Genomic DNA, 21,489 nt, shown 5'->3' with positions numbered 1-21,489 from the left:
GTGCGATCCTAACGCGCGCCGCGGACCGTGGCCCGGACGACGAATGACACGCCGTGAATAACCCCGTTCTGGGCGCTCGAACTCTGACGAACCCTTGACACGATGATGACCCCGTGTCAGGGTCCCACGAGTCGTCGTGATCGTTCACGAAGCGGCAGGACGACGTTGTGCTTCGACTCATCGACGAGAGCGAGAATGCGCATGGACGCACTCAACCGACGACGATTCCTCGGCGGGTTGGGGGTGGTCACCGGCGCGGCACTCTCGGGAACGCTGGCCGGGTGTGGATCGAGCACGTCGATCTCCGCAGACCCCGAAGAGTTGGTGCTCTGGTATTGGAACCGCTCGGTCAGCCCTGTGCTGCTCGACCAGGCGGCACAGGAGATCCCCGGCACCGACAAGCGGCTGCGAGCCGACGCCATCGGTGGTGGCTACGACAACAAGCTACGGACCTCGCTCGCCGGCGGCGCGTACATCCCGGACATCGCCGCGATCAACTCCAACTGTGCGCTGTACTTCCCGAGCGAGGACCAGTTCATCGACCTCAACGAGTTCGGCGCCGCGGACCTGGCAGCCGACTACTTCGAGTGGAAGTGGAACCTCGGCACCACTCCGACCGGCCGCTTCTGCTTCTGGCCCATGGACACCGGGCCGACCGGGTTCTACTACCGGGCAGACATCTTCGCGGATGCCGGCCTGCCGGACGATCCCGAATCCGTCGGAGCCGCCATCACGGACTGGGACGGCTGGATCGAGCTCGGCCAGGAGCTTCGCGCGAACGCCGACGTGGCGATCATCAATACCGCGGGCATGGTGTTCAACCAGTTCCTCAACGCCTCCCCCGAGCGCTACTTCGATCGGGACGACAACCCGCTCTACGAGGCCGACGGCAGCGCCGTCCGTGATGCGTGGGACACCGCGATCCGGGCGAGCGAGGCAGGAATCACCGCGAGGCTGCCCGTCGCGAACGAGCAGAACGCCGCGTGGTCCTCCGGACGCACCGCCGGCCACATCGAGGCGGTGTGGTGGGCGAACGTCCTCGGCGACACTGCTCCGGACACCGCCGGGTCGTGGCGCGTAGCGCCCCAACCGGTCCGTCCCGGAAACAGTGGCGGCTCGTTCCTCACCATCCCGCGCACGTGCAAGGACCCGGAGGCCGCGTACGCGTTCATCACCTGGCTCACGACACCGGAGCACCAGGCGGAGACCTACAACGAGGTCCAGCTGTTCCCATCGGCACCCGAATCATTCACGAGCGGGACCATCGCGAGCGAGCTGGGCTTCTTCGGCGAGCAGGATCCGCTCGAGTTCTTCGCCGAGGCGGCCCTGCAGGTCCCCACGACGTTCGTCAGCACGTACGAGGCGCAGGCAGGCGCCTTCGCCACCGAGCTCGCGAACGTCGAGGCCGGCCTCAAAGACCCCGAGCGTGCCTGGGACGACGCCGTGTCCCAGACGAATCGCAACCTCACCAAGAGAGGGGTGATCTGATGGCCGCGGCCGACACCAGGGTCCGTCCCGAGCCCGGCGTCGCCCCAGTTCCGGTGGTACGACGGCGCAGCGCGATCGGCCGGTTCTGGCCGCAGTATCTCGCGGTCTCCCCGTTCTACCTGCTCTTCCTCGTGTTCGGGCTCTTCCCGATCGCATTCTCGATCTTCCTCTCGTTCCAGGACTGGGACGGGATCGCTCCAATGCGATTCGTCGGCCTCGCGCAGTACCAGTTCCTGTTGAGTGACCCGCGATTCTGGAATGCGGTCGGCAACACCTTCCTCATCTGGTTCATGTCGACGATCCCGATGCTCTTCCTGGCACTGGTACTGGCGTTCCTGCTCCACCAGAACATCCGCTTCAAAGGCTTCTACCGGGTCGCCTACTTCCTGCCGAACGTCACCAGCATGGTCGCGATGGCGATCGTGTTCGGGTCGATCTTCTCGGACAGCTTCGGCATCGTGAACTCGGCCCTGACCGCGATCGGTCTCGATCAGGTGCCCTGGCTGTCGTCGGAGTGGGGCATCAAGGTCACCATCTCCGCCATGGTGATCTGGCGGTTCACCGGCTACAACGCGATCATCTACCTCGCCGGGCTGCAGGCGATACCGACCGAGCTCTACGACGCCGCGAAGGTCGACGGCGCGAACACCTGGCGGATCTTCTCCTCCATCACCGTGCCCATGCTGCGCCCCGTCATCCTGTTCACAGTGATCACCTCGACGGTCGGCGGGCTCGGCCTGTTCACCGAGCCTCAGGTCTTGCTCGGGGACAACGGCGGCGTCGGCGAGGCCGGCATGACGATCGTCCTCTACCAGTACAACCAGGCGTTCACGCAGTTCGACTTCGGGTACGGCTCGGCGATCGCGTGGGCGCTGTTCATCATCGCCTCCGTGTTCGCGATCATCAACTGGCGGCTGATCCGGGAGCGGGACACCCCTCGTGGCGGTCGGAAGAAGGGGGCTTCGGCATGAGCAACGACACTCTCCCCACCGCGCAGTTGGGGGACCCCACGCAGGCGCGGGCCGACCGGCACTCCCGCCGGCGCAATCGCCTGGCACACGTGGTCACCCACGTGTGCATCTGGATCGGCGTGCTGCTCTCGATGTTCCCGTTCTACTGGCTCGTGACGATGTCGACGAACACGACGGCGGAGATCTTCGCATTCCCGCCGAAACTCACGTTCGGCACGAACCTCGCCGAGAACGTGGAGAACCTCCTCGCGAACGTCGACCTGATCCAGGCACTGCTGAACACCGTGTTCGTGGCCGGAGCCCTCGCGGTGCTGGTCATGTTCTTCGACTCGCTCGCGGCGTTCACGTTCGCGAAGTACCACTTTCCTGGCAAGAATGTGCTGTTCACCCTGTTGATCGCGACGTTCCTCGTTCCGGGCAGCCTCTCACTGGTGCCGAGTTTCGTGCTCATGTCCGAGCTCGGCTGGATCGGGAGCTTCCAGGCGCTCATCATCCCGGGCGCCGCGAACGCGTTCGGGATCTTCCTGCTGCGCCAGTTCGCGACGAACTCGATCCCGGACGAGCTCCTCGAGTCCGCCCGGATCGACGGTGCCGGGTTCTTCCGGTGCTACTGGTCCATCGGGGTGCCGATGCTGCGCGGCGGCCTGGCGTTCCTCGGCATCTTCACCTTCATCAGTGCCTGGAACGACTACATCTGGCCACTGGTGGTGCTCGTGAACCCCCAGCGCCAGACGCTCCAGGTGGCGCTGCAGACGCTGAACTCCATCTACCTGACCGACTACGGGATGGTCATGGCCGGCGCGCTGATCAGCGTGCTACCCCTCATCGGGGTGTTCATCATCGGCCAGCGCCACTTCATCGCGAACATCGCCGCCGGAGCGCTCAAGGGGTGACGACGGCGCGGCTCAGCCCTTCACCGACCCGGACATCAGCCCGCTCAGGAACTACCTCCCGAACAGGATGTGCACCAGGGCACCGCGCTTACTCATCTCAGGACGTGCTGACGTGCACGTGGTCGTAGTGGTTGGCGGTGCTGCTGCCGCGGTCCGACATGTACGTCCAGGCGCCGGCGGCGGCGCCGGCCATCCAGATCTGCTGTTCGAAGATCAGGTAGGTGATGCCGAGCTCGCCGGCGTGCGCCTGCAGGTACCGCGCGATCTCCCACCCCGCGGCGCCGGTGACCATGATGTCGAGGGCGTGGCCGGAGCCGTGGTCGCCGCCGTCGCCGGCGCGGTAGCCACCGTAGGCGGAGGCGACGCCCGGGAACGCGGCACAGACGGCGCGGTAGGCGGCCGCGGCGTTCGCAGCCAGCGACGCCTCGATCCCCGGGCTGGTGGCGCACGCCGCGCCGGAGACACCCGGGTCCTCGGGCTCCGTCGCGGTCGGTTCCTCGTCGGCGAGGTAGCTCGAGTTCACCCAGGCCACGCGCTCGTCCCAGATCACCTGGGTCCAGCCGTCGGCGCTCTCGCCGGTCACGTCGACCTGGTCGGCCCAGGCGAGCGTGGTCAGCCTCTCCTCGTCCGCGGACGGTCCTGAGCGCACGTTGACGGCGGAGGTCACCCACAACTGGCCCGTCACCGCGGGCACGGGCTCGGGCTCGCTCGGCTCGGCGGCAACGGTCGGCGTCGGCGTGGGCGTGGGCGTGGGCGTGGGCACCGGCTCCCGTGCCTCGGACCGCTGCGCGACCTCCGCGGCGCGCTCGTCGAGAACCGCGGCGGCATCGGTGCCGTCGAACGGCACCGGTAGCTCCGCCGTCGACCTGGTCGAGAGGGCCGGTCCGACCGGAACCGCGGCCGCGAGGCTCGCGAGCGCGAGAGCGCCCACGGTGGCGGCGCCGAGTATCCGGGACAATGGCGTACGCCGGGTCCCGGCGGCACGGTGACGGCCTGCTGGCACGAAGTTCCTCACGGTCGATCGGTCACGAAGCCGAGCCATCGTAACCAAACCGTTATCAAATGTCAGATCGCGTGAGGTGGGTCACGAACCTCCGGCACCTGAGCGCTCGATGGGCCAGGGCCGACTCCACTCCTCGCACCACCAGACTGTCCCCCCGCCGTCGAACGCGAGGTTGTTGGCCCCGGACTCACCGGAGAGGCCAACGATGTCGCGTTCGGCGACGGCGATCAGGCGGGCCATCGTGCGTACTCCGCGGCAGTCCCTAGCCCTTCACCGACCCGGACATCAAGCCACCCACGAAGTACTTGCCGAGGATGATGTAGACCAGCAGCGTCGGAAGTGAGGCGAACAGCGCCCCGGCCATGGACACCCCGTAGTTCTGGAGTTGGGCACCGTTGGCGAGGTTGTTCAGTGCGACCGTGACCGGTCCGGTGTTCGGGGTGGAGAAGAACACCGCGAACAGGAAGTCGTTCCAGGCCGACGTGAACTGCCAGATCAGCACCACCACGAAGCTCGGGATGGAGATCGGCAACACGACCCACGCGTAGGTGCGCAGCATCCCGGCACCGTCCATCCGGGCTGCCTCGATCAGCTCGTGCGGCACGGACTCGTAGTAGTTGCGGAAGATCAGGGTCGTGATCGGGATGCCGTAGATCACGTGCAGCAGGATCAGGGTCGGCACGCCGTTCGGCAGTCCGATGTCCAGCACGATCTGGTTCAGCGGGATCATCACCGCCTGGTAGGGGATGAACATCCCGAACAGGATCAGCGTGAACACCACGTTCGCCCCGCGGAAGGACCAGCGGGACAGCACGAACCCGTTCATCGAGCCCAGGAACGCCGAGATGATCGACGCCGGGATCACCATCTGCAGGGTCCGCCCGATCGCCGGGGAGAGGGTGTCCCAGGCGGTGATCCAGTTGTCGGCGATCCACAGCTGGGGCAGCGCCCAGGCCCTGGTCGGTGTCGCGTCGCCGGGGCCCTTGAAGCTCGTCACGAGCAGTACGTACACGGGGATCAGCACGATCAGCACCGAGAACAGCAGGATCGCGTAGCGAGCGGTGCGGGCCGCCGAGAACCGGCCCTTGGGGCGCCGGGGTGCCGGGGCGAGGTCGCCGATGCCGGGGGCGGTCGGAGTGGTGGTCGTGGTCATCGGCCACTCGCCTCCTTCCGGTTGGTGTGGATCAGGTACGGGATCACGAGCAACGCCACGATGATCAGCAGGATCGCGCCGACCGCCGCGGAGTTCGCGTAGTCGAAGCTCGACTTGAACACGTACATGTCCACCGCGGGCACCTTGGTCTGGTAGTTCGACGGCTTCGAGATGGACATGATCAGGTCGAACGCCTTCAGCGACATGTGGCCGATGATGATCAGGGCGGACAGTGCCACCGGCGAGAGCTGCGGGAAGATCACGTGCCGGTAGACCTGCCATTCGCTGGCGCCGTCCATCCGCCCGGCCTCACGCAGTTCCTCGGGCACGCCCCGGAATCCGGCCAGGAACAGGGCCATGACGTAGCCGGACAGCTGCCAGATCGCCGGCAGGGCGATCGCCGCGATGCCCCAGGTGATGTTGTTCCACCAGGGGTTCTGCAGGAAGTCCAGGCCGACCATCTGGAACAGCCGGTTCAGCCCGAGCGCCTGCTCCCCCTCGTTGGAGTTCAGCAGCCACCGCCACACCACCCCGGAGGCGATGAAGGACACGGCCATCGGGAACAGGTAGACCGAGCGGAAGATGCCCTCACCGCGCATCGGCCGCTCGAGCAACCACGCCCACGTGAACCCGATCACCATCGTGCCGACCAGGAACACGACGGTGTAGAGGAGCAGGTTCTTCAGGGAGTGCTGGAACGCCTCGGAGGCGAGCAGATCCAGATAGTTGCCGATGCCCACGAACACGGTCGGCTGGACGCCGGTGGCCTGAGCCGCAGTGTGGTTGTCGGTGGCCGACGTCGCGAAGTTCGCGGCGATCAGGCCGTAGACGAACACGGCCATGAGGATCATGGACGGGGTCAGCAGCAGGACCGGCGGTCCCCACCGTTTGATGGTCTTCACGGATCTCCCCTTCGACGCGGGTCATGAGCGCACGCGGACGGCGCGGGCGCGTGCCCGGGCGTCTCGGCGCCCGGGCACGCGTCCCGGCATCAGCCGGCGGCGGCGGCCAGCTCCTCCTGGTAGGTCGCCAGGTCGGACCCGCCGGTGGTGAACTTGCTGGTGGCGTCCGAGATGGCGGTAAGCCACGCGATCGGCGTCGCAGCCCCGTGGGCCAGCGAGGGCACGATCGCGTCGCTCGCGTAGGACTCGATCGCGGACTGCTGATACTCGGAGAAGTCCGCCGGGTCCGCGTCGGTCCGGGCCGGGATGGACCCCTTCGCCTGGTTGAACGCGACCTGGCCCTCGAGCGAGCCGACCGTCTCCAGCCACGCCGTCGCGCCATCCGGGTTGGGCGCCCCGACCGGGAGGGTGAAGGAGTCGGCGAGGAAGCCGAACTGCCCGTCGCTGCCGGGGACCGGGAAGTCCACGAAGCCGGTGCCTCGCTCGACGCCCTGCTCCTCGAACGCAGCCACGGCCCAGTCACCCATCACGTTGTAGGCGGCGGTCCCGTCGATGACCATCTGGGTGGCCTCGGGCCAGTCGAGCCCGTCCCGGTCGGTGTTCGTGAAGCTCATCAGCGTCTCGAAGTGCTCGAGCGCCGTGGTGACGTCCGCGCCCGCCCAGTCGGTCTCGCCGTTCCAGAGGCCGATGTAGGCCTCCGCACCGAGGTCGGCCATGAGGACCGTCTCGAGCAGGTTGACCTGGGTCCACGTGGTCGCCACCGAGAGGGCCGTGACGCCGGTGGCCTGCACGGCCTCGAGGTCGGCGATCCAGGCGTCGATGTCCGCCGGCACCGCGGCCGGGTCGATCCCGGCCGATTCGAGCACGGTCGGGTTCGCCCAGACCACGTTCGAGCGGTGGATGTTGGAGGGCACCGAGTAGATGCTCCCGTCCACCGTGAGCAGGTCGATCAGGTCCTGCGGGAAGACGTCGGTCAGGCCGAACTCCGTGTACAGGTCGGAGACGTCCTCGAGCTGACCGGCGGCGATGTAGTCGGTCAGCTCCGCGCCCGCGTGTGCCTGGAAGGTGTCCGGCGGGTCGCCCGCCTGCAGGCGGGTCTGGAGCAGGTCCTTCGCGGCCGAACCGGCGCCGCCGGCCACCGCGCCGTTGACGAACGTGAAGTCCGGGTGCTGCTCGGTGAAGACAGCCTCGAGCGCCTCGAGGCCGGTCAGTTCCGAGCCGGCGGCCCACCAGGTGAACACCTCGACGTCGGTGCCGCCGTCACCCCCACCTTCGCCCCCGTCCCCGCCGCCGTCGCCGCCGCCGCTGCAGGCGGTCAGGGCGAGGCCAATCGCGGCGGCCGTGGCCACCACACCGATGCGTCGCATACGTCACTCCTTCGTGGTTGGTCCGATTCCGGACGTGTCACCCGCCGCGTGGGCGGGGGACGTTCCTCATTCTGTTCCCGGCGTGCGTCCGCGGCCTCCAGGGGCACCAAACCGACGCCAATTTGTGACCTGTTCGTTCGGCGGAAACCCGCCACTCAGAGCGCTCTCACACGCCCGCCGGATCAGGGGCCATCACTATGGACCCGGGCCAGGGCAGAACGCAAACCGCGCTGACCCGCGGCCATCACCGCGGCGTGTGCGCGAGCGAACGACCGCCCGGCGAGCGGTGACACCAGACGCATCCACCGCCGTCGGGCCCGTACCTGCCACACGATCGCCATCACCACTGCCTCGCCTTCGGCTGTCAGCGACCAGGCACCGGTACCGGCCAGGTCCCCCACCACCCGGGCGTGCGCGAACGCACCCGGCGAGACGTCGGTGAGCTCCACCCCGAACCGGAGGAGGTAGCCGGTCGGTGCACGCACGGTCAGCACCGTGCGCTGACCGAGGTGATCGCCGTCGCCGGGGCGCACCACCGTCGCGGCCACCACGCCGGGCCACCACTGCGGCCACCTCGCGACGTCCGAGAGCACTCGCCAGACCTGCGCCGGTGTCGCGGCCGCGTGCCAGGTGGACGTGAACGTGAAGGTGCCGACCGCCACCGTGCCCTCCCCGCGCCATCGAACCGTGCCGGGCCCCGCGCCCGATCCGGGACCAGACTGCCGGGCGGCGAGCGTCCCCGCCAACTATCGTGTGGAGATGGCCGATGTCGTCCAGGTGCGCCGCGCGCACCCCTTCGAGACCGTCGTCGCGTCGTTCGGGCTCCTGCTCATGGTCGCGCAGCTCCCGTTCTACGTCGCGGCGGGGGTGGTGGCGCCCGTGTGGGGCGCGCTCGTCCTGAGTGTCGCCTGGGTGACGCTGTTCACGCTGGGTCTGCGCTGGTACCGCGACCACCCGTCCTGGGTGTTGCTGGTCCCGGTGCTCGCCGCCGCGGTGTGGATCACGTCGGTGACGGTGGTCGAGCCCTACCTCGGCTGGGGCCCGTGAGCGATCGCCGGCTCCACCGTTGATCTCGCACCCGGCTTGAACTCGACGGCCCGGGTGCGCCGCCAGCGGGCGTCGGTGGCCGGTGCGAGAGTAGGGGCATGTGCGGACGCTATGCCTCGTTCCGGGAGGCCCAGGACCTCGCCGATGCCTTCGACGTGGAGGACGTCACCGACGCCGCCGCCGAGGTCGCGGCCAATTACAACGTCGCTCCAACCGATCCGATCCGGATCGTCCTCGATCGTGCCCCGAAGCCGGCGACGGCGGACGTCGAAGGCGGCCAGGGACACCTCGTCGAGCAGGGCACCGCGGAGGCCGCGGTGCGTCGGGAGATGCACCTCGCGCGGTGGGGCCTGGTCCCGGCGTGGGCGAAGGACCTGTCCGTCGGGGCCAGGATGTTCAACGCGCGCAGCGAGTCGCTCGCCGAGTCCAGGGCGTTCCGCAAGCCGCTGGAGTCCAAGCGGTGCGTGGTGGTGGCGGACGGCTATTACGAGTGGCACAAGACGCCGGTGCCGGGCACGAAGAAGGTGGACCGCACCCCGTTCTACATCCACCCGACCGACGGCTCCCCGGTCGCGTTCGCGGGCTTGTACGCCTGGTGGCCGGATCGGTCGAAGTCGGCCGACGATCCGGACAGGTGGGTCCTGAGCGCCACCATCGTCACGGCCGATGCGCGCGACGGGCTCGAGCAGATCCACGACCGGGAGCCCGCGATGCTGACGCCTGCGGGCGTGGCCACCTGGCTGGACCCGACCGTGACCGATCCCGGCGAGGCGCTCGCCGTCCTCGCCGCGCCCGCACCGGCGGTGTCCTGGCACGAGGTCGGCACCCAGGTGGGTTCCGTGCGCAACAACTCCCCCGAGTTGATCCGGCCCATCTGAGATGTGGCGCGCCGCACCGGCGCGTCGGGTACCGTTCAGCAAGTGAATATCGCCGTGACCGGTTCCATCGCCATGGACCACCTGATGACCTTCCCCGGCCGCTTCGCCGATTCCCTGCTTGCGGAGCAGCTCGACAAGGTCTCATTGTCCTTCCTCGTCGAGGAGCTCGAGATCAAGCGCGGCGGCGTCGCCCCGAACATCTGCTTCGGGCTGGCCGCGCTCGGCCTGACCCCGTTGCTCGTCGGCTCGGTGGGCGCGGACTTCGATGACTACCGGGCCTGGCTCGACCGGCACGGCGTGGCCACCTGGCCGGTCCGGGTCTCCGAGACCGCCCACACCGCCCGGTTCGTGTGCACCACGGACTCCGACAACGCTCAGATCGGGTCCTTCTACACCGGGGCGATGGCCGAGGCCCGGGAGATCGAACTGCGCCCGATCGAGGCCCGGGCCGGCCGGATCGACCTGGTGATGGTCGGCCCGAACGACCCGGAGGCGATGGTGCGGCACACCGAGGAGTGCCGCACCCGTGGCTACCCCTTCCTCGCGGATCCCTCGCAGCAGGTGGCCTGGATGGACGGGCCCGCGATCCGGAGCCTGATCGACGGCGCCACGTACCTGTTCTCCAACGACTACGAGGACTCGGTGATCCAGCAGAAGACCGGCTGGTCCCACGAGGAGATCCTCAACCGGGTCAAGCACCGGGTGATCACCCGCGGCAAGGACGGCTCGAGCATCTACTCCGGATCCGAGCGCATCGACGTGCCGATCGCCCGCGAGGAGGTCACCCTTGACCCGACCGGCATGGGGGATGCGTTCCGGGCCGGCTTCGTGGCCGGACTGTCCTGGGGTCTGAGCCTGGAGCGCTGCGCGCAGATCGGCTCGCTCCTCGCGAGTTACGTGATCGCCGTGACCGGCACCCAGGAGTACCGGTTCGGCAACACCTTCCTCAAGCGGTTCACCGCGGCCTACGGCGACGAGGCGGCCGCCGAGGTCGCACCCCGGATGCGCGACCTGCGCCTCTGACGGACCGCGACACGACCCGACCGAGTTGGGCGACCACGGCCGCCGGCGACTCCGGCCATGGCCGCCGGCGCACTCACCCGGCCGGCCGCGACCATCCGGCCCGCAGTCGCCGTAATCCCGGGGGTGGACGCCGCATTCCGCCCCCGGTGGGACGCCCGATTCGACGACGACTCCTAGGCTGGGTCCCATGAGTGCCCCTGCCCAGCCGCCGGTGGCGTGGACCGGCCGGGTCACGCCGAACGCGGTCGACGCCGTGTTCGCCGGTGTCGCGCTGCTGTTCGTGGGGCTCCCGTCCCTGGCGTTCGCCGTGGCCATGGGGTACCCCGCCACCGGCGCTGCCGTCGGCGGCCTCGCCTCCCTGGTGATGCCGGTGGCCATCGGATGGCGGCGCAGTCACCCGGTGCACTCCTCGGTCGTGGTGTACGCGGCGGCCCTGGCGCACGTCCTGGCCGGTGCGCCCCTGATCTTCGCGGACTCGCTGATCTTCGTGGCGCTGTACTCGGTGACCGTCTACGGGCCCATGTGGGCGCGCAGGACCGCACTCGGCTCGGCACTGCTCGGGTGTCTCATCCTGAGCGGGTACTACGCGGCAACGTCGGGCCAGGTGCCCATGCACTCGCTGGTGGTGGCCGGTGCGGCGATGACGTTCCTGTCCGCGCTCGTGATGATCACCTGGGCGATCGCCATGGTGCGCAAGGCCCGGGTGGACCAGGTCGAGTCACTGGCGGACCGGGCCGCCCGCCTCGAGGTCGAACGCGACCAGCAGGCCAAGATCGCGACCGCCGCCGAGCGGGCCCGGATCGCCCGCGAGATGCATGACATCGTGGCGCACTCGCTCTCCGTGGTCATCGCGCAGGCCGACGGCGGCCGGTACGCCGCGTCCGCGGACCCCGAGGCGGCCACCCGCGCGCTCACGACCATCTCCGAGACCGGACGCGCCGCGCTGGCGGACATGCGCCGGATCCTCGGTGTGCTCCGCAGCGACGACCCGCGTGACGGTGACCTGATCCCGCAGCCGGACGACTCGGACCTGGACACCCTCGCCGAGCACGTCCGGGACACCGGCCTGCAGGTCTCGGTGGTCCGGGTCGGCGAGGCGCGGGCGCTGCCGCCCGGTGCCGGGCTCACCGTCTACCGGATCGCCCAGGAAGCCCTGACGAACATCCTCAAGCACGCCGGCCCGGGCGCGCACGCCACGCTCCTGGTCCAGTGGACCCCGATCGGGCTCGTGCTCCAGATCGACGACGACGGTCGCGGAGCCGCCGCCACCACCGACGGCGCCGGGCACGGTCTCCTCGGCATGCGCGAGCGGACCGCGATGCTCGGTGGCACCCTCGCCACCGGCCCGCGCCCGGGCGGCGGGTACCGCGTCCGCGCCGAGATCCCGCTGCCCGGCGGGCGCGGGCCGCGGCCGGCGCCGAGCCAGGCGACGGCGCCGCTCACCCCGGCGACGGCGCCGCTCACCCCCGTCGTCGCGCCGCCGCCCGCTCCGGCGTCCGGCCCGGCGCGCGGCCCGTGGCCCGCCCCCACGTCGCCACCCGCCTCGGCTCCGTATCCCGGACCGGGCGGCGCGGCACCCACCCCACGCATCGGGCCGCCGGCCAGATCCGATCCGAACCCACTGAAGGGCTCCACCGCATGACCCTCGAAGGCGCCTTCCCCGACGTTCCCGCCGCGCCGATCCGCGTGGCCCTGGTGGACGACCAGCAACTCGTCCGGGCGGGGTTCGCGCTGGTGATCAACTCCCAGCCGGACCTGGAGGTCGTGCTCGAGGCCGGGGACGGCGCCCAGGCTCTGCGGCTGCTCACCTCCCACGAGGTCGACGTCGTCCTGATGGACGTGCGGATGCCGATGATGGACGGCCTGGCCGCCACGGCCGCGCTCACCGACCCGGACACCCACCGGCAGGGCACCATCCCGAAGATCGTCATCCTGACCACGTTCGACCTCGACGAGTACGTCCTGCGTGCCATCAAGGCCGGAGCGAGCGGGTTCCTGCTCAAGGACACGCCGCCGGAGGAGATGCTCGCCGCGATCCGCACCGTGCACCAGGGGGACGCAGTGATCGCACCGTCCAGCACCCGGCGGCTCATCGAGCACCTCGCGACCGTGCTGCCGGACGAGCAGAAGACGCCCGCCGCCGTCCTCGACGCCCTCACCGACCGCGAGCGCGAGGTGCTGATCCTGATGGCCCGTGGCCGCACGAACACTGAGATCGCCGGCGAGCTGTTCGTGGCCGAGGCCACGGTCAAGACGCACGTCGGCCGGGTGCTCGCCAAGCTCGGCGTCCGGGACCGTGTCCAGGCCGTGGTGACCGCCTACGAGACCGGACTGGTCAGCCCCGGCACCTGACGCCGTCGGGCATCGACCACCCCACCGACGGGCCGACCTGCCCACCGAAGGGTCCACCCACGGGATGATCCACGAACCCGACCGAGGCGCGACGCGGGCCGGGCACCCGGACCGTAGGTTCATGAGCATGACCTCCCCAGTGCCTTCCGGCCCGCCCCGCAGCGAGTCCACCAGCGCCGTGCGCGCCGTCGACCTCACCAAGATCTACGGCGAGGGCGAGGTGGCCGTGACCGCCCTCGACCACGTGGACGTCTCCTTCGAGCGTGGCGTGTTCACCGCGATCATGGGCCCGAGCGGCTCCGGCAAGTCCACCCTGATGCACCTGCTCGCCGGCCTGGACACCGCTACCTCCGGTCAGGTGATCCTGGGCGGCGTCGACATCACCACGCTCACCGACAAGCAACTGACGATCCTGCGGCGGGAGCGCGTCGGGTTCGTGTTCCAGTCCTTCAACCTGCTGCCGATGTTCACGGCGGAGCAGAACATCGCGCTGCCCTCCGAGCTCGCCAACACCGCCGTCGATCCCGCGTGGCTCGACCTGCTCGTGGACACCTTCGGGCTGCGGGACCGGCTCAGCCACAAGCCGCACCAGCTCTCCGGCGGACAGCAGCAACGCGTCGCGATCGCCCGCGCGCTGAGCACCCGCCCGCACGTGATCTTCGCCGACGAGCCCACCGGGAACCTCGACTCCCGCTCGGGCGCCGAAGTGCTCTCGTTCCTGCGCCGCTCCGTGCGCGAGCTGAACCAGACCATCGTCATGGTCACCCACGACCCGGCCGCCGCCGCCTACGCCGACCGCGTCGTGATGCTCGCCGACGGCCGCATCGCCGGGACGATCGACGACCCGACCCCCGAGTCGGTCCTGGCCGGACTCGACGCGCTGCGCGGTCTCGAGACGCAGGTGGCTCGCTGATGCTGCGCCTGACCCTGGCGCAGATGCGCACCTCCGCCGGACGGCTGGCCGCGGCGGGCATCGCCATCCTGCTCGGCACCGCGTTCGTGTCCGTGACCCTGCTCGCCTCGGCCACGCTGGAGCAGACCACCTACAACGCGGTCACCGCGCAGCTCGCGGACGCGGACCTCGTGGTCAACGACCCGACCTACAACCTCGACGCCGACGCGCTGGACCGGATCCGGGAGACCGACGGCGTCGCCGCGGCCGACCCGACGTACTCCTTCGGGGCCGAGCTCGGCGCCGGCGGTCGCACCGAATGGGTGAACATCGGCGGCGCGGCCAGCGACCCGCGGCTGTCCCCCGCGGTCTACACCACCGGGTCGGCGCCGGCCGCGGCCGGGGAGATCTCGCTCGGGGTGGACATCGCCGAACGGTTCGACGTCCAGCCCGGCGACGAGATCGTGGCGACCTGGGAGTCGTGGACCCCTGATCCCGACGATCCCGAGAGCGGCACCTGGGCGCCGCACGCCGAGTCCCTGCGGATCAGCGGCCTGATCGAGGAGAACAGCGGCCTGGCCTACGGCGCACCGAACGCCTACGTGCCCGCCGACGAACTCGCCCGCTGGGAGCTCGAGGCCAACGAGACCGCCTCGACGTGGTCCTCGATCCTGATCGCGGTCGACGACGGAGCGGACCCCGAGGCCACCCTCGGCGCGGTGGCGGCACAACTCGCGGGGAACGACACGGCCGAGGTGCTCACCGTCACCGAACAGGCCCAGCGCAAGACGGCGGAGATCACCGGCAACGACATGACGTTCGTGGTGCTCCCGCTCGGCTTCGCGGCCGTCGCGCTCGCGGTCGCCGCGCTGGTCATCGCGAACACGTTCCAGGTGCTGGTCGCCCAGCGCACCCGCAGCCTGGCACTGCTGCGTTGCGTCGGCGCCACCAAGGAGCAGGTCCGCTCCACGGTGCTCATCGAGGCGCTCGTGGTCGGCCTGGTCTCCTCGATCGCAGGACTGGTGCTCGGCACCGTGCTGATGGCCGTCGGGCTCGCCGTGGTGGCTGAGCTCAACCTGGACGTCCCGCTCGACCGGACCCTGCACGTGAACGCCGCCAGCGTCATCGTGCCCATCCTCGTCGGGACCGTGGTGACGGTGCTGGCCGCACTCGTGCCGGCCCGGATCGCCACCCGGGTGGCGCCGCTCGCGGCGCTGCGTCCGGTGGAGGGCGAGCACGCCCGCGGCGCCGGACGGATCAGGATGGCCTTCGCCCTGGTGCTGGTGGTCGGTGGCGTCGGGCTGCTTGCCCTCGCCGTCGCCGTCGCCGGCGGGCTCGGTGGCATCGACGCTGAGAGTGGGCTGCTCATCGCGCTCGGCATCGGCGTGCTCGGCGGCCTGAGCACCGTGCTCGGCCTGCTGATCGGCACCGTGTTCGTGGTCCCCGCGCTGATCCGGCTCGCCGGCCGGATCCTGTCCCGCTGGGTGCCCGCGCGCATCGCCACCGCGAACGCGGTCCGCAACCCCCGCCGTACCGGTGCGACCGCCAGCGCCCTGTTCATCGGGGTTGCCCTGGTCACGATGATGTCCACCGGCGCGGCCGCCGCGAAGGACAGCCTCGGCGACGCCCTCTCCACCCAGTACCCGGTCGACGTGACCGTCTCGCTCGGTGGTTCCGACGTCGCCCTGGACCACGCCCAGATCAACGCGGTCACCGAGACCGACGGCGTGGCCGAGTCGGCGCTCCTGAGCGTGGCCCCGGTGACCCTCGGGGTGCACGGTTCGCAGGAGTGGGTGCTCGCGCAGTCGGTCGAGCTCGAGGACCTCAGCCCGGTGCTCCGTGACCCGGAGGTGGCCGGCGGCCTGACCGACGCCACGATCGTGATGCCACGGATCTACGAGGCCTGGTACGACCTCGTCGACGGCGACCCGGTGACGGTGACCGCGGAGGACGGTTCCGAGGTCGAGCTCACCGCAGTGGTCACCGAACTGGGCGGGGTCGATCCGATGGTCACGCCCGCGACGTTCGCCGCGCTCGGCCTGACGCCCGTCGAGAACGCGATGGCCGTGCGCCTCGCCGACGACGTCGACGCCGTCGACACAGTGCGGGAGATCCAGACGGTGCTCACCGACCTGTCCGCGACGACCGATGCACCGACCGCGTCCGTGGCCGGCGCCGCCGTGGAACGAGCTGCCTTCACCTCCGTGGTGGACACCCTGCTCGCCGTGGTGCTCGGGATGCTCGCGGTCTCGGTGGTGATCGCGCTCGTCGGGGTCGCGAACACGCTCTCCCTGTCCGTCCTGGAACGACGGCGGGAGTCGGCGCTGCTGCGCGCGATGGGTCTGACCAGGGGGCAACTGCGCGGCATGCTGGCCGTCGAGGGGGTCATGATCGCCGGTGCGGGGGCCGCGCTCGGCATCATCGCGGGGCTGGGCTTCGGCTGGGCCGGCACCGCCGTGATGCTCTCCTCGGTGGGCGAGGTGACCCTGGCCGTGCCGTGGCGCGACCTGGTGATCGTGGTCGTGATCGCCCTGGTGGCCGGGCTGCTCGCGTCGGTCCTGCCGGCGCGCACCGCCGCACGGACGCCGCCGGTCGCGGCACTCGCGATGGACTGACCCCGGCCCGCAAGTCTTCTGCCCGGCACCCGATCTGGAGGGGTTCCGGTGCCGGGCAGGACCGGTTCAGCGAGGGTCGGTCGCGGCCCGCAGGGCAAGGATCACCAGGGGCACCTGCATGGGGAGCCGCGCCCACGCGATCGCCCGCGCCCGCGCGCTCCGGCCCCGCACGAGCCGCACGGTGCGGACGTTCGCGGGAAACACCGCCACCAGGAACGCCGCCGACGCCAGCCCGGCCGCCCGGCGGGTGCGCCGGTTCCACACGGCGCCGGCCAGGGCGAGTTCGATCAGGCCGGAGCCGATCGTCCAGGCGCGGGCCGGGCCGGGCAGCATCCGGGGCACGATGGCATCGAAGGTCCGCGGTCGGACCAGGTGGGCCACGCCGGTGACGGTGAACATCACCGACGTCAGCGCGGCCGGGCCGAAGGTGGTCTGATGGGGCGCGTCGGCGGATGACATCGCCACCCAGCCTACGTCGGCCTCACCCGCCGGCGACCACCTCGAGGACGGCCGGTCCGTAGCGGGCCAGCTTGGCCTCGCCCACCCCGGAGATCCCGCGCAGTGCCGCCTCGCCGGCCGGACGGGCCTGCGCGATCCCGGCGAGCGTGGCGTCGTTGAAGACGACGTACGCGGGTACGCCCTGCTCCTTGGCCACCTCCGCCCGCCAGGTGCGCAGCCGTTGGAAAAGCTCCTGACCGGAGTCGTCGAGGTCGAGGACGGCGCCCTTCGCGCCCGCCGACCTCGCCGACCGGGGAGCGCGGGTGCGCTCGGGCTCGATGCGCAGCATGACCTGCCGGCGGCCGCCGAGCACCTCGGCGGCCGCGTCGGTGAGCGCGAGCACCCCGTACTCCCCCTGCACCTGCAGCAAGCCCTGCGCGAGGAGCTGGCGCACCACGCCCCGCCACTCGGTGTCCCCCAGCTCGGTGCCGATGCCGAACGTGCTCAGGTCGGTGTGCCGGAACTTCACCATCCGCTCGGTCTCGCGGCCGAGCAGGATGTCCACGACGTGACCGGCCCCGAACTGCTGACCGCGTTCGCGCTGCAGCCGCAGGATCGTGGACATCACCTTCTGCGCGGGCACGGTGCCGTCGAACGACTTCGGCGGGGACAGGCAGGTGTCGCAGTTGCCGCAGGGCTCGCCGACCTCACCGAAGTAGGCGAGCAGCTGCTGGCGCCGGCACTGCACCGTCTCGCAGAGCGCGAGCATGGCGTCCAGGTGCAGCGACTGGGCGCGCTTGCGCTGGGCGTCCCCCTCGCCGTCGGCGATCATCCGGCGCTGCTGCACCACATCCTGCAGGCCGTAGGCGAGCCACGCCGTCGACGGCAGCCCGTCCCGGCCGGCCCGGCCGGTCTCCTGGTAGTAGCCCTCGACGCTCTTGGGCAGGTCGAGGTGTGCCACGAACCGTACGTCCGGCTTGTCGATGCCCATGCCGAACGCGATCGTGGCGACCATGATGACGCCCTCCTCGCGCAGGAACCGGGACTGGTTCGCGGCCCGCTGTTGCGCCGGAAGGCCCGCGTGGTAAGGCAGTGCGGTGTGGCCCTGGCCGACCAGCCACTCGGCGGTGCGCTCCACCGAGGCCCGGCTCAGGCAGTAGACGATGCCGGCATCGCCCGGGTACTCCTCGATGAGTCGCAGGAGCTGGGGGCGGGCCTGGGCCTTCGGGGTGATCCGGTAGGCGATGTTCGGCCGGTCGAAGCTGGACACGAAGACCCGGGCACCACCGAGGTCCAGGTTCGCGACGATCTCTGCGCGGGTGGCCTCGGTCGCGGTCGCGGTGAGCGCGACCCGTGGCACGTCGGGCCAGCGCTCATGCAGCATCGACAGCGCGAGGTAGTCCGGCCGGAAGTCGTGACCCCACTGCGCCACGCAGTGTGCCTCGTCGATGGCGAACAGGGCGATGTGGGCGCGGTCGAGCAGCCCGGCGGCCGCCGACAGCCGTTCCGGGGCGAGGTAGAGCAGGTCGAGCTCCCCGGCGAGCAGCCGATCCTCGGTGTCGCGCCGCTCGGCCGCGGACTGGGTCGAGTTCAGGAACGCGGCACGCACCCCCACCTGCTCGAGGGCGTCGACCTGGTCATGCATGAGTGCGATCAGCGGGCTGATCACCACGCAGGTGCCCTCCCGGACGAGCGCCGGGATCTGGTAGCACAGGCTCTTGCCGCCGCCGGTCGGCATCAGCACGAGCGCGTCCCCGCCGGCGACCACGGTGTCGATGATCTCGGCCTGCTCCCCGCGGAAGGCGTCGTAGCCCCAGACGGCGGTGAGCGCCTCGAGCGGCGAACTCGCCGACGGCGGGGTCGGGCGGGCGGCCGGTGCCGGCCGTGCCGGCGCTGCCTCGGCGGACCGAGCGACCCGATCGCGCACGACCGAGCGCGCCGCGGGAGCGCCGGCCGGGGCCTCGGGCACGTCCCAATCGCTGCCGTAGTCCGGCGGCGGCTCGTCCCAGTCCTGCGGAGGCTCGCCCCACTGGTCCTCGACCGGCGACACATCGCCCCTGCTCTCCTCAGCCACCCGGCCAGCCTATGCGCCGGGACCGACGGTCGAGCCCAGGGTCAGCGCCGGCTCCCCGCGGAGGTCCCCTCGATGGCGCGCGGGTCCGCGTCGGCCAGTGGGTCCACGTCCGCGGCTGCCGCTTCTTCGGCGGCCGGCGTGGGAACCCGCGCCTGGGCGCCGGCCGCGAGATCCGCGGGTACCGGGGCGTCGGCGGGCACCACGGACTCGGCCGGTGCCTCCCGCTCGATCCGCGTCGCGAGCGGCTTCTCGTCGATGAAACAGAGCAGGATCGCCGCGAGCACCGCGAGCGGTGCGATGACCAGGTAGATCGGCGTCAGCGCGTCGTTGTACGCCTCCACGATCGGAATCCGGAGGGCGTCGTCGAGGTGCTTGACCACGTCCGGGGTGAGGGCGCTCGTGCCCCCCTCCACGGCACCCTCGGCACCCGGCAGACGCTCGGTCAGCAGGCTCAGCAGGCGGGCCGTGAAGACGCTGCCCACCACCGCCGACCCGAGCGTGCCGCCGATCTGCCGGAAGAAGTTGTTCGCGGCGGTGGCCGTGCCGACCTGCGTCACGGGGAAGGAGTTCTGAACCACCAGGACCAGGATCTGCATGGTCCCGCCCAGACCCACACCGAGCACCCCGAGGTAGACGCACGCCAGCCAGAGCGGCGTTCCGACCGACAGCGAGGACAGGGCCACCAGTGCGGCCGCGATCAGCACCGACCCGGCGATCGGCATCCACTTGTACCGCCCGGTGCGACTCACGTACCAGCCCCCCGCGGTGGAGGTCACCAGCATCGATCCCATCATCGGCACCATGAGCAGCCCGGACGCCGTGGCGTCCTGCCCGGCGACCATCTGCAGATAGGTGGGCATGTAGCCCAGCACGCCGAACATCCCGATGCCGATGAACAGCCCGGCGACCGTGGTCAGGTTGAAGTTGCGGTCCGCGAACAGGTGCAGCGGGATGATCGGCTCCCGGGTGCGGCCCTCGACGAACACGAACAGCGCCGCCGCGACCAGGGTGCCGGCGATCAGGCCGAGGATGATCGGCGAGCTCCAGGCGTAGTGGGAGCCGCCCCAGGTGCCGAGCAGCACGAGGCAGGTGGTGCCGACGGCGATCAGGCCCATCCCGGCGAGATCCAGGTGCGGACGCCCGCGCCGGTTCCGCGGGAGCGGCATCAGGAAGATCGCCGCCGCCAACGCCGCGAGGCCGAGCGGGATGTTCATCCAGAACGCCCACCGCCAGCCCGGACCCTCCGTGAGCCAGCCACCGAGCAGCGGCCCGGCCACCGAGGAGAACGCGAACACCCCACCCATGATCCCCATGTACTTGCCACGTTCGCGTGGCGGGACGACGTCGGCGATGATCGCCTGGGACAGGATGATCAACCCGCCGCCGCCGAGGCCCTGGATGGTGCGGCCCACGATGAGTCCGGTCATGTTCAGGGTGAGCGCACTCACCACCGACCCCACCATGAACAGCACGATCGCGCCGACCAGGAGCGGCTTGCGACCGATGAGGTCGCCCAGCTTGCCGTAGACCGGCATCATCACCGTCGACGCCAGGATGTAGGCGGTGATCACCCACACCATCAGATGGGCGCCCTGGAGCTCGCCGACAAGCGTCGGAAGTGCGGTCGCCAGGATGGTCTGGTTCAGGGACGCGAGCAGCATGGACAGGATCAGCCCGGCGAACAGCAGTGCCAGGGCACGCCGGTCGAGCAGGGTTCCGGACGACCCACCGGGAGCGGTGGGGGCGGTTGTCATGACTTCTGTACTACCTCTCGGAGCAGGTCGACGGCGTCATCGAGGATGGCGTCGACGTCATCGCGAAGGATGAAGGTCGGGTCGTTCGTGGCGGCGAAGTTCAGCGCGGCGGAGGCCATCGAGATCAGCATCCGCACGTGGGGTTCGTCGGGTTCGTGGCCGATCACCAGCGCGATCCGATCGGTGACGATCTCCGTCACGATCGCCTCGGTCTCCCGGAACGACTCGGTGCGGTGCCGCACCAGCTCGGGGTGCCGATCGAAGATCTCCCGGCGCCGGGTGCGGCTGAGCGCGCTGCCGGACGCCGTCCGCGCGACCGCGAGGAGCAGCCGGGTGGTCCGCTTGAGCAGCTGCCCGTCCTGGGGCGCGTCGAGGAACGCCTGCCGGGTGGCCGGGTCCAGATGGGGATGCCGAAGCCCGACGACGGCGTGTTCCTTCGTCGGGAAGTAGTTGAAGAACGTCCGCGTCGAGACGTTCGCACGGGCGGCGATCGCGTCCACGGTCACCGCGCCGAGGCCGTCCTCGAGGACCATCGCCACGGCCGTCTCGTGCAACGTCCCCCAGGTCTCGGCGCGCTTGCGCTCCCTGAGCGAGGTTTCCTGCACTCGTGCATTTTTGCATGACTGCAAAATTCTGACA

The 21,489-nt window shown here is 70.4% G+C and carries 20 protein-coding genes; 10 read left to right on the top strand and 10 right to left on the bottom strand.

The window, feature by feature from the left end; all coding sequences use genetic code 11:
* Window positions 1–201: 201 nt before the first annotated feature.
* The 3 genes from GKS42_RS06820 to GKS42_RS06810 are packed head-to-tail and all read left to right on the top strand — an operon-like array spanning window position 202 to window position 3,352.
* Window positions 202–1,488, top strand: a complete 1,287-nt coding sequence (locus GKS42_RS06820) for an ABC transporter substrate-binding protein (RefSeq protein WP_232847965.1) — start codon at window positions 202–204, stop codon at window positions 1,486–1,488.
* On the top strand, window positions 1,488–2,459 hold the full coding sequence (locus GKS42_RS06815; protein ID WP_154793149.1) for a carbohydrate ABC transporter permease: 972 nt from the start codon (window positions 1,488–1,490) through the stop codon (window positions 2,457–2,459). Before GKS42_RS06820 ends, GKS42_RS06815 begins: the two co-directional genes overlap by 1 nt.
* Entirely contained in the window at window positions 2,456–3,352 is an 897-nt protein-coding gene (locus tag GKS42_RS06810) for a carbohydrate ABC transporter permease (protein WP_154793148.1), read from the top strand. The genes GKS42_RS06815 and GKS42_RS06810 overlap by 4 nt, the downstream gene beginning before the upstream one ends.
* A 97-nt stretch (window positions 3,353–3,449) precedes the next feature.
* On the opposite strand, the gene GKS42_RS06805 is transcribed toward GKS42_RS06810, so the two are convergent.
* The 6 genes from GKS42_RS06805 to GKS42_RS06780 form a co-directional block, all read right to left on the bottom strand.
* The gene (locus GKS42_RS06805) at window positions 3,450–4,283 is read right to left on the bottom strand and encodes an SH3 domain-containing protein (RefSeq protein WP_154793147.1); all 834 of its coding nucleotides are present in this window, start codon (window positions 4,281–4,283) and stop codon (window positions 3,450–3,452) included.
* Between the two features lie 153 nt (window positions 4,284–4,436).
* Window positions 4,437–4,595, bottom strand: coding sequence for a hypothetical protein (locus tag GKS42_RS06800; RefSeq protein ID WP_154793146.1), 159 nt, complete (start codon window positions 4,593–4,595; stop codon window positions 4,437–4,439).
* A 22-nt stretch (window positions 4,596–4,617) separates the two neighbouring features.
* Window positions 4,618–5,508, bottom strand: coding sequence for a carbohydrate ABC transporter permease (locus GKS42_RS06795; protein ID WP_154793145.1), 891 nt, complete (start codon window positions 5,506–5,508; stop codon window positions 4,618–4,620).
* Window positions 5,505–6,359: a carbohydrate ABC transporter permease gene (locus GKS42_RS06790; protein ID WP_154796585.1), complete on the bottom strand. Its 855-nt coding sequence runs from the start codon at window positions 6,357–6,359 to the stop codon at window positions 5,505–5,507. The genes GKS42_RS06795 and GKS42_RS06790 overlap by 4 nt, the downstream gene beginning before the upstream one ends.
* 140 nt (window positions 6,360–6,499) lie before the next feature.
* Entirely contained in the window at window positions 6,500–7,777 is a 1,278-nt protein-coding gene (locus GKS42_RS06785) for an ABC transporter substrate-binding protein (protein WP_154793144.1), read from the bottom strand.
* 182 nt (window positions 7,778–7,959) lie between these two features.
* Window positions 7,960–8,439, bottom strand: coding sequence for an SRPBCC family protein (locus tag GKS42_RS06780; RefSeq protein WP_168217772.1), 480 nt, complete (start codon window positions 8,437–8,439; stop codon window positions 7,960–7,962).
* A 97-nt stretch (window positions 8,440–8,536) separates the two neighbouring features.
* Here GKS42_RS06780 and GKS42_RS06775 point away from each other — a divergent pair, with 97 nt between their 5' ends.
* The 7 genes from GKS42_RS06775 (at window position 8,537) to GKS42_RS06745 (ending at window position 16,584) form a co-directional block, all read left to right on the top strand.
* Window positions 8,537–8,824, top strand: coding sequence for a hypothetical protein (locus tag GKS42_RS06775; protein WP_154793142.1), 288 nt, complete (start codon window positions 8,537–8,539; stop codon window positions 8,822–8,824).
* Window positions 8,825–8,922: 98 nt separating this feature from the next.
* Window positions 8,923–9,702: an SOS response-associated peptidase gene (locus GKS42_RS06770; protein ID WP_154793141.1), complete on the top strand. Its 780-nt coding sequence runs from the start codon at window positions 8,923–8,925 to the stop codon at window positions 9,700–9,702.
* A 42-nt stretch (window positions 9,703–9,744) separates the two neighbouring features.
* On the top strand, window positions 9,745–10,725 hold the full coding sequence (locus GKS42_RS06765; protein WP_154793140.1) for a carbohydrate kinase family protein: 981 nt from the start codon (window positions 9,745–9,747) through the stop codon (window positions 10,723–10,725).
* A 187-nt stretch (window positions 10,726–10,912) separates the two neighbouring features.
* On the top strand, window positions 10,913–12,367 hold the full coding sequence (locus GKS42_RS06760) for a sensor histidine kinase (protein ID WP_210769326.1): 1,455 nt from the start codon (window positions 10,913–10,915) through the stop codon (window positions 12,365–12,367).
* Window positions 12,364–13,077 (top strand): response regulator, encoded by a 714-nt coding sequence (locus GKS42_RS06755; protein WP_154793139.1) that lies wholly within the window; start codon window positions 12,364–12,366, stop codon window positions 13,075–13,077. Before GKS42_RS06760 ends, GKS42_RS06755 begins: the two co-directional genes overlap by 4 nt.
* Before the next feature lie 121 nt (window positions 13,078–13,198).
* Window positions 13,199–13,990: an ABC transporter ATP-binding protein gene (locus tag GKS42_RS06750; protein ID WP_154793138.1), complete on the top strand. Its 792-nt coding sequence runs from the start codon at window positions 13,199–13,201 to the stop codon at window positions 13,988–13,990.
* The gene (locus tag GKS42_RS06745; RefSeq protein WP_154793137.1) at window positions 13,990–16,584 is read left to right on the top strand and encodes an ABC transporter permease; all 2,595 of its coding nucleotides are present in this window, start codon (window positions 13,990–13,992) and stop codon (window positions 16,582–16,584) included. The genes GKS42_RS06750 and GKS42_RS06745 overlap by 1 nt, the downstream gene beginning before the upstream one ends.
* A 66-nt stretch (window positions 16,585–16,650) precedes the next feature.
* Here GKS42_RS06745 and GKS42_RS06740 read toward each other — a convergent pair whose 3' ends face one another.
* Genes GKS42_RS06740 through GKS42_RS06725 form a run of 4 tightly spaced genes read right to left on the bottom strand, consistent with a single transcriptional unit; the run spans window position 16,651 to window position 21,455 of the window.
* Window positions 16,651–17,043 carry a DoxX family protein gene (locus GKS42_RS06740; protein ID WP_154793136.1) on the bottom strand — a complete coding sequence of 131 codons (393 nt, stop codon included), beginning with the start codon at window positions 17,041–17,043 and terminating at the stop codon, window positions 16,651–16,653.
* A gap of 22 nt (window positions 17,044–17,065) precedes the next feature.
* Window positions 17,066–19,096 (bottom strand): DNA helicase RecQ, encoded by a 2,031-nt coding sequence (recQ, locus tag GKS42_RS06735; RefSeq protein WP_435529666.1) that lies wholly within the window; start codon window positions 19,094–19,096, stop codon window positions 17,066–17,068.
* A 41-nt stretch (window positions 19,097–19,137) separates the two neighbouring features.
* Window positions 19,138–20,850: an MDR family MFS transporter gene (locus GKS42_RS06730; RefSeq protein ID WP_154793135.1), complete on the bottom strand. Its 1,713-nt coding sequence runs from the start codon at window positions 20,848–20,850 to the stop codon at window positions 19,138–19,140.
* Window positions 20,847–21,455, bottom strand: coding sequence for a TetR family transcriptional regulator (locus tag GKS42_RS06725; RefSeq protein WP_232847964.1), 609 nt, complete (start codon window positions 21,453–21,455; stop codon window positions 20,847–20,849). Before GKS42_RS06725 ends, GKS42_RS06730 begins: the two co-directional genes overlap by 4 nt.
* Window positions 21,456–21,489 lie beyond the last annotated feature (34 nt).

The sequence above is a fragment of the Occultella kanbiaonis genome (assembly GCF_009708215.1).
Classification (GTDB): domain Bacteria; phylum Actinomycetota; class Actinomycetes; order Actinomycetales; family Beutenbergiaceae; genus Occultella; species Occultella kanbiaonis.
This window is presented reverse-complemented; position numbering and strand designations above follow the sequence as displayed.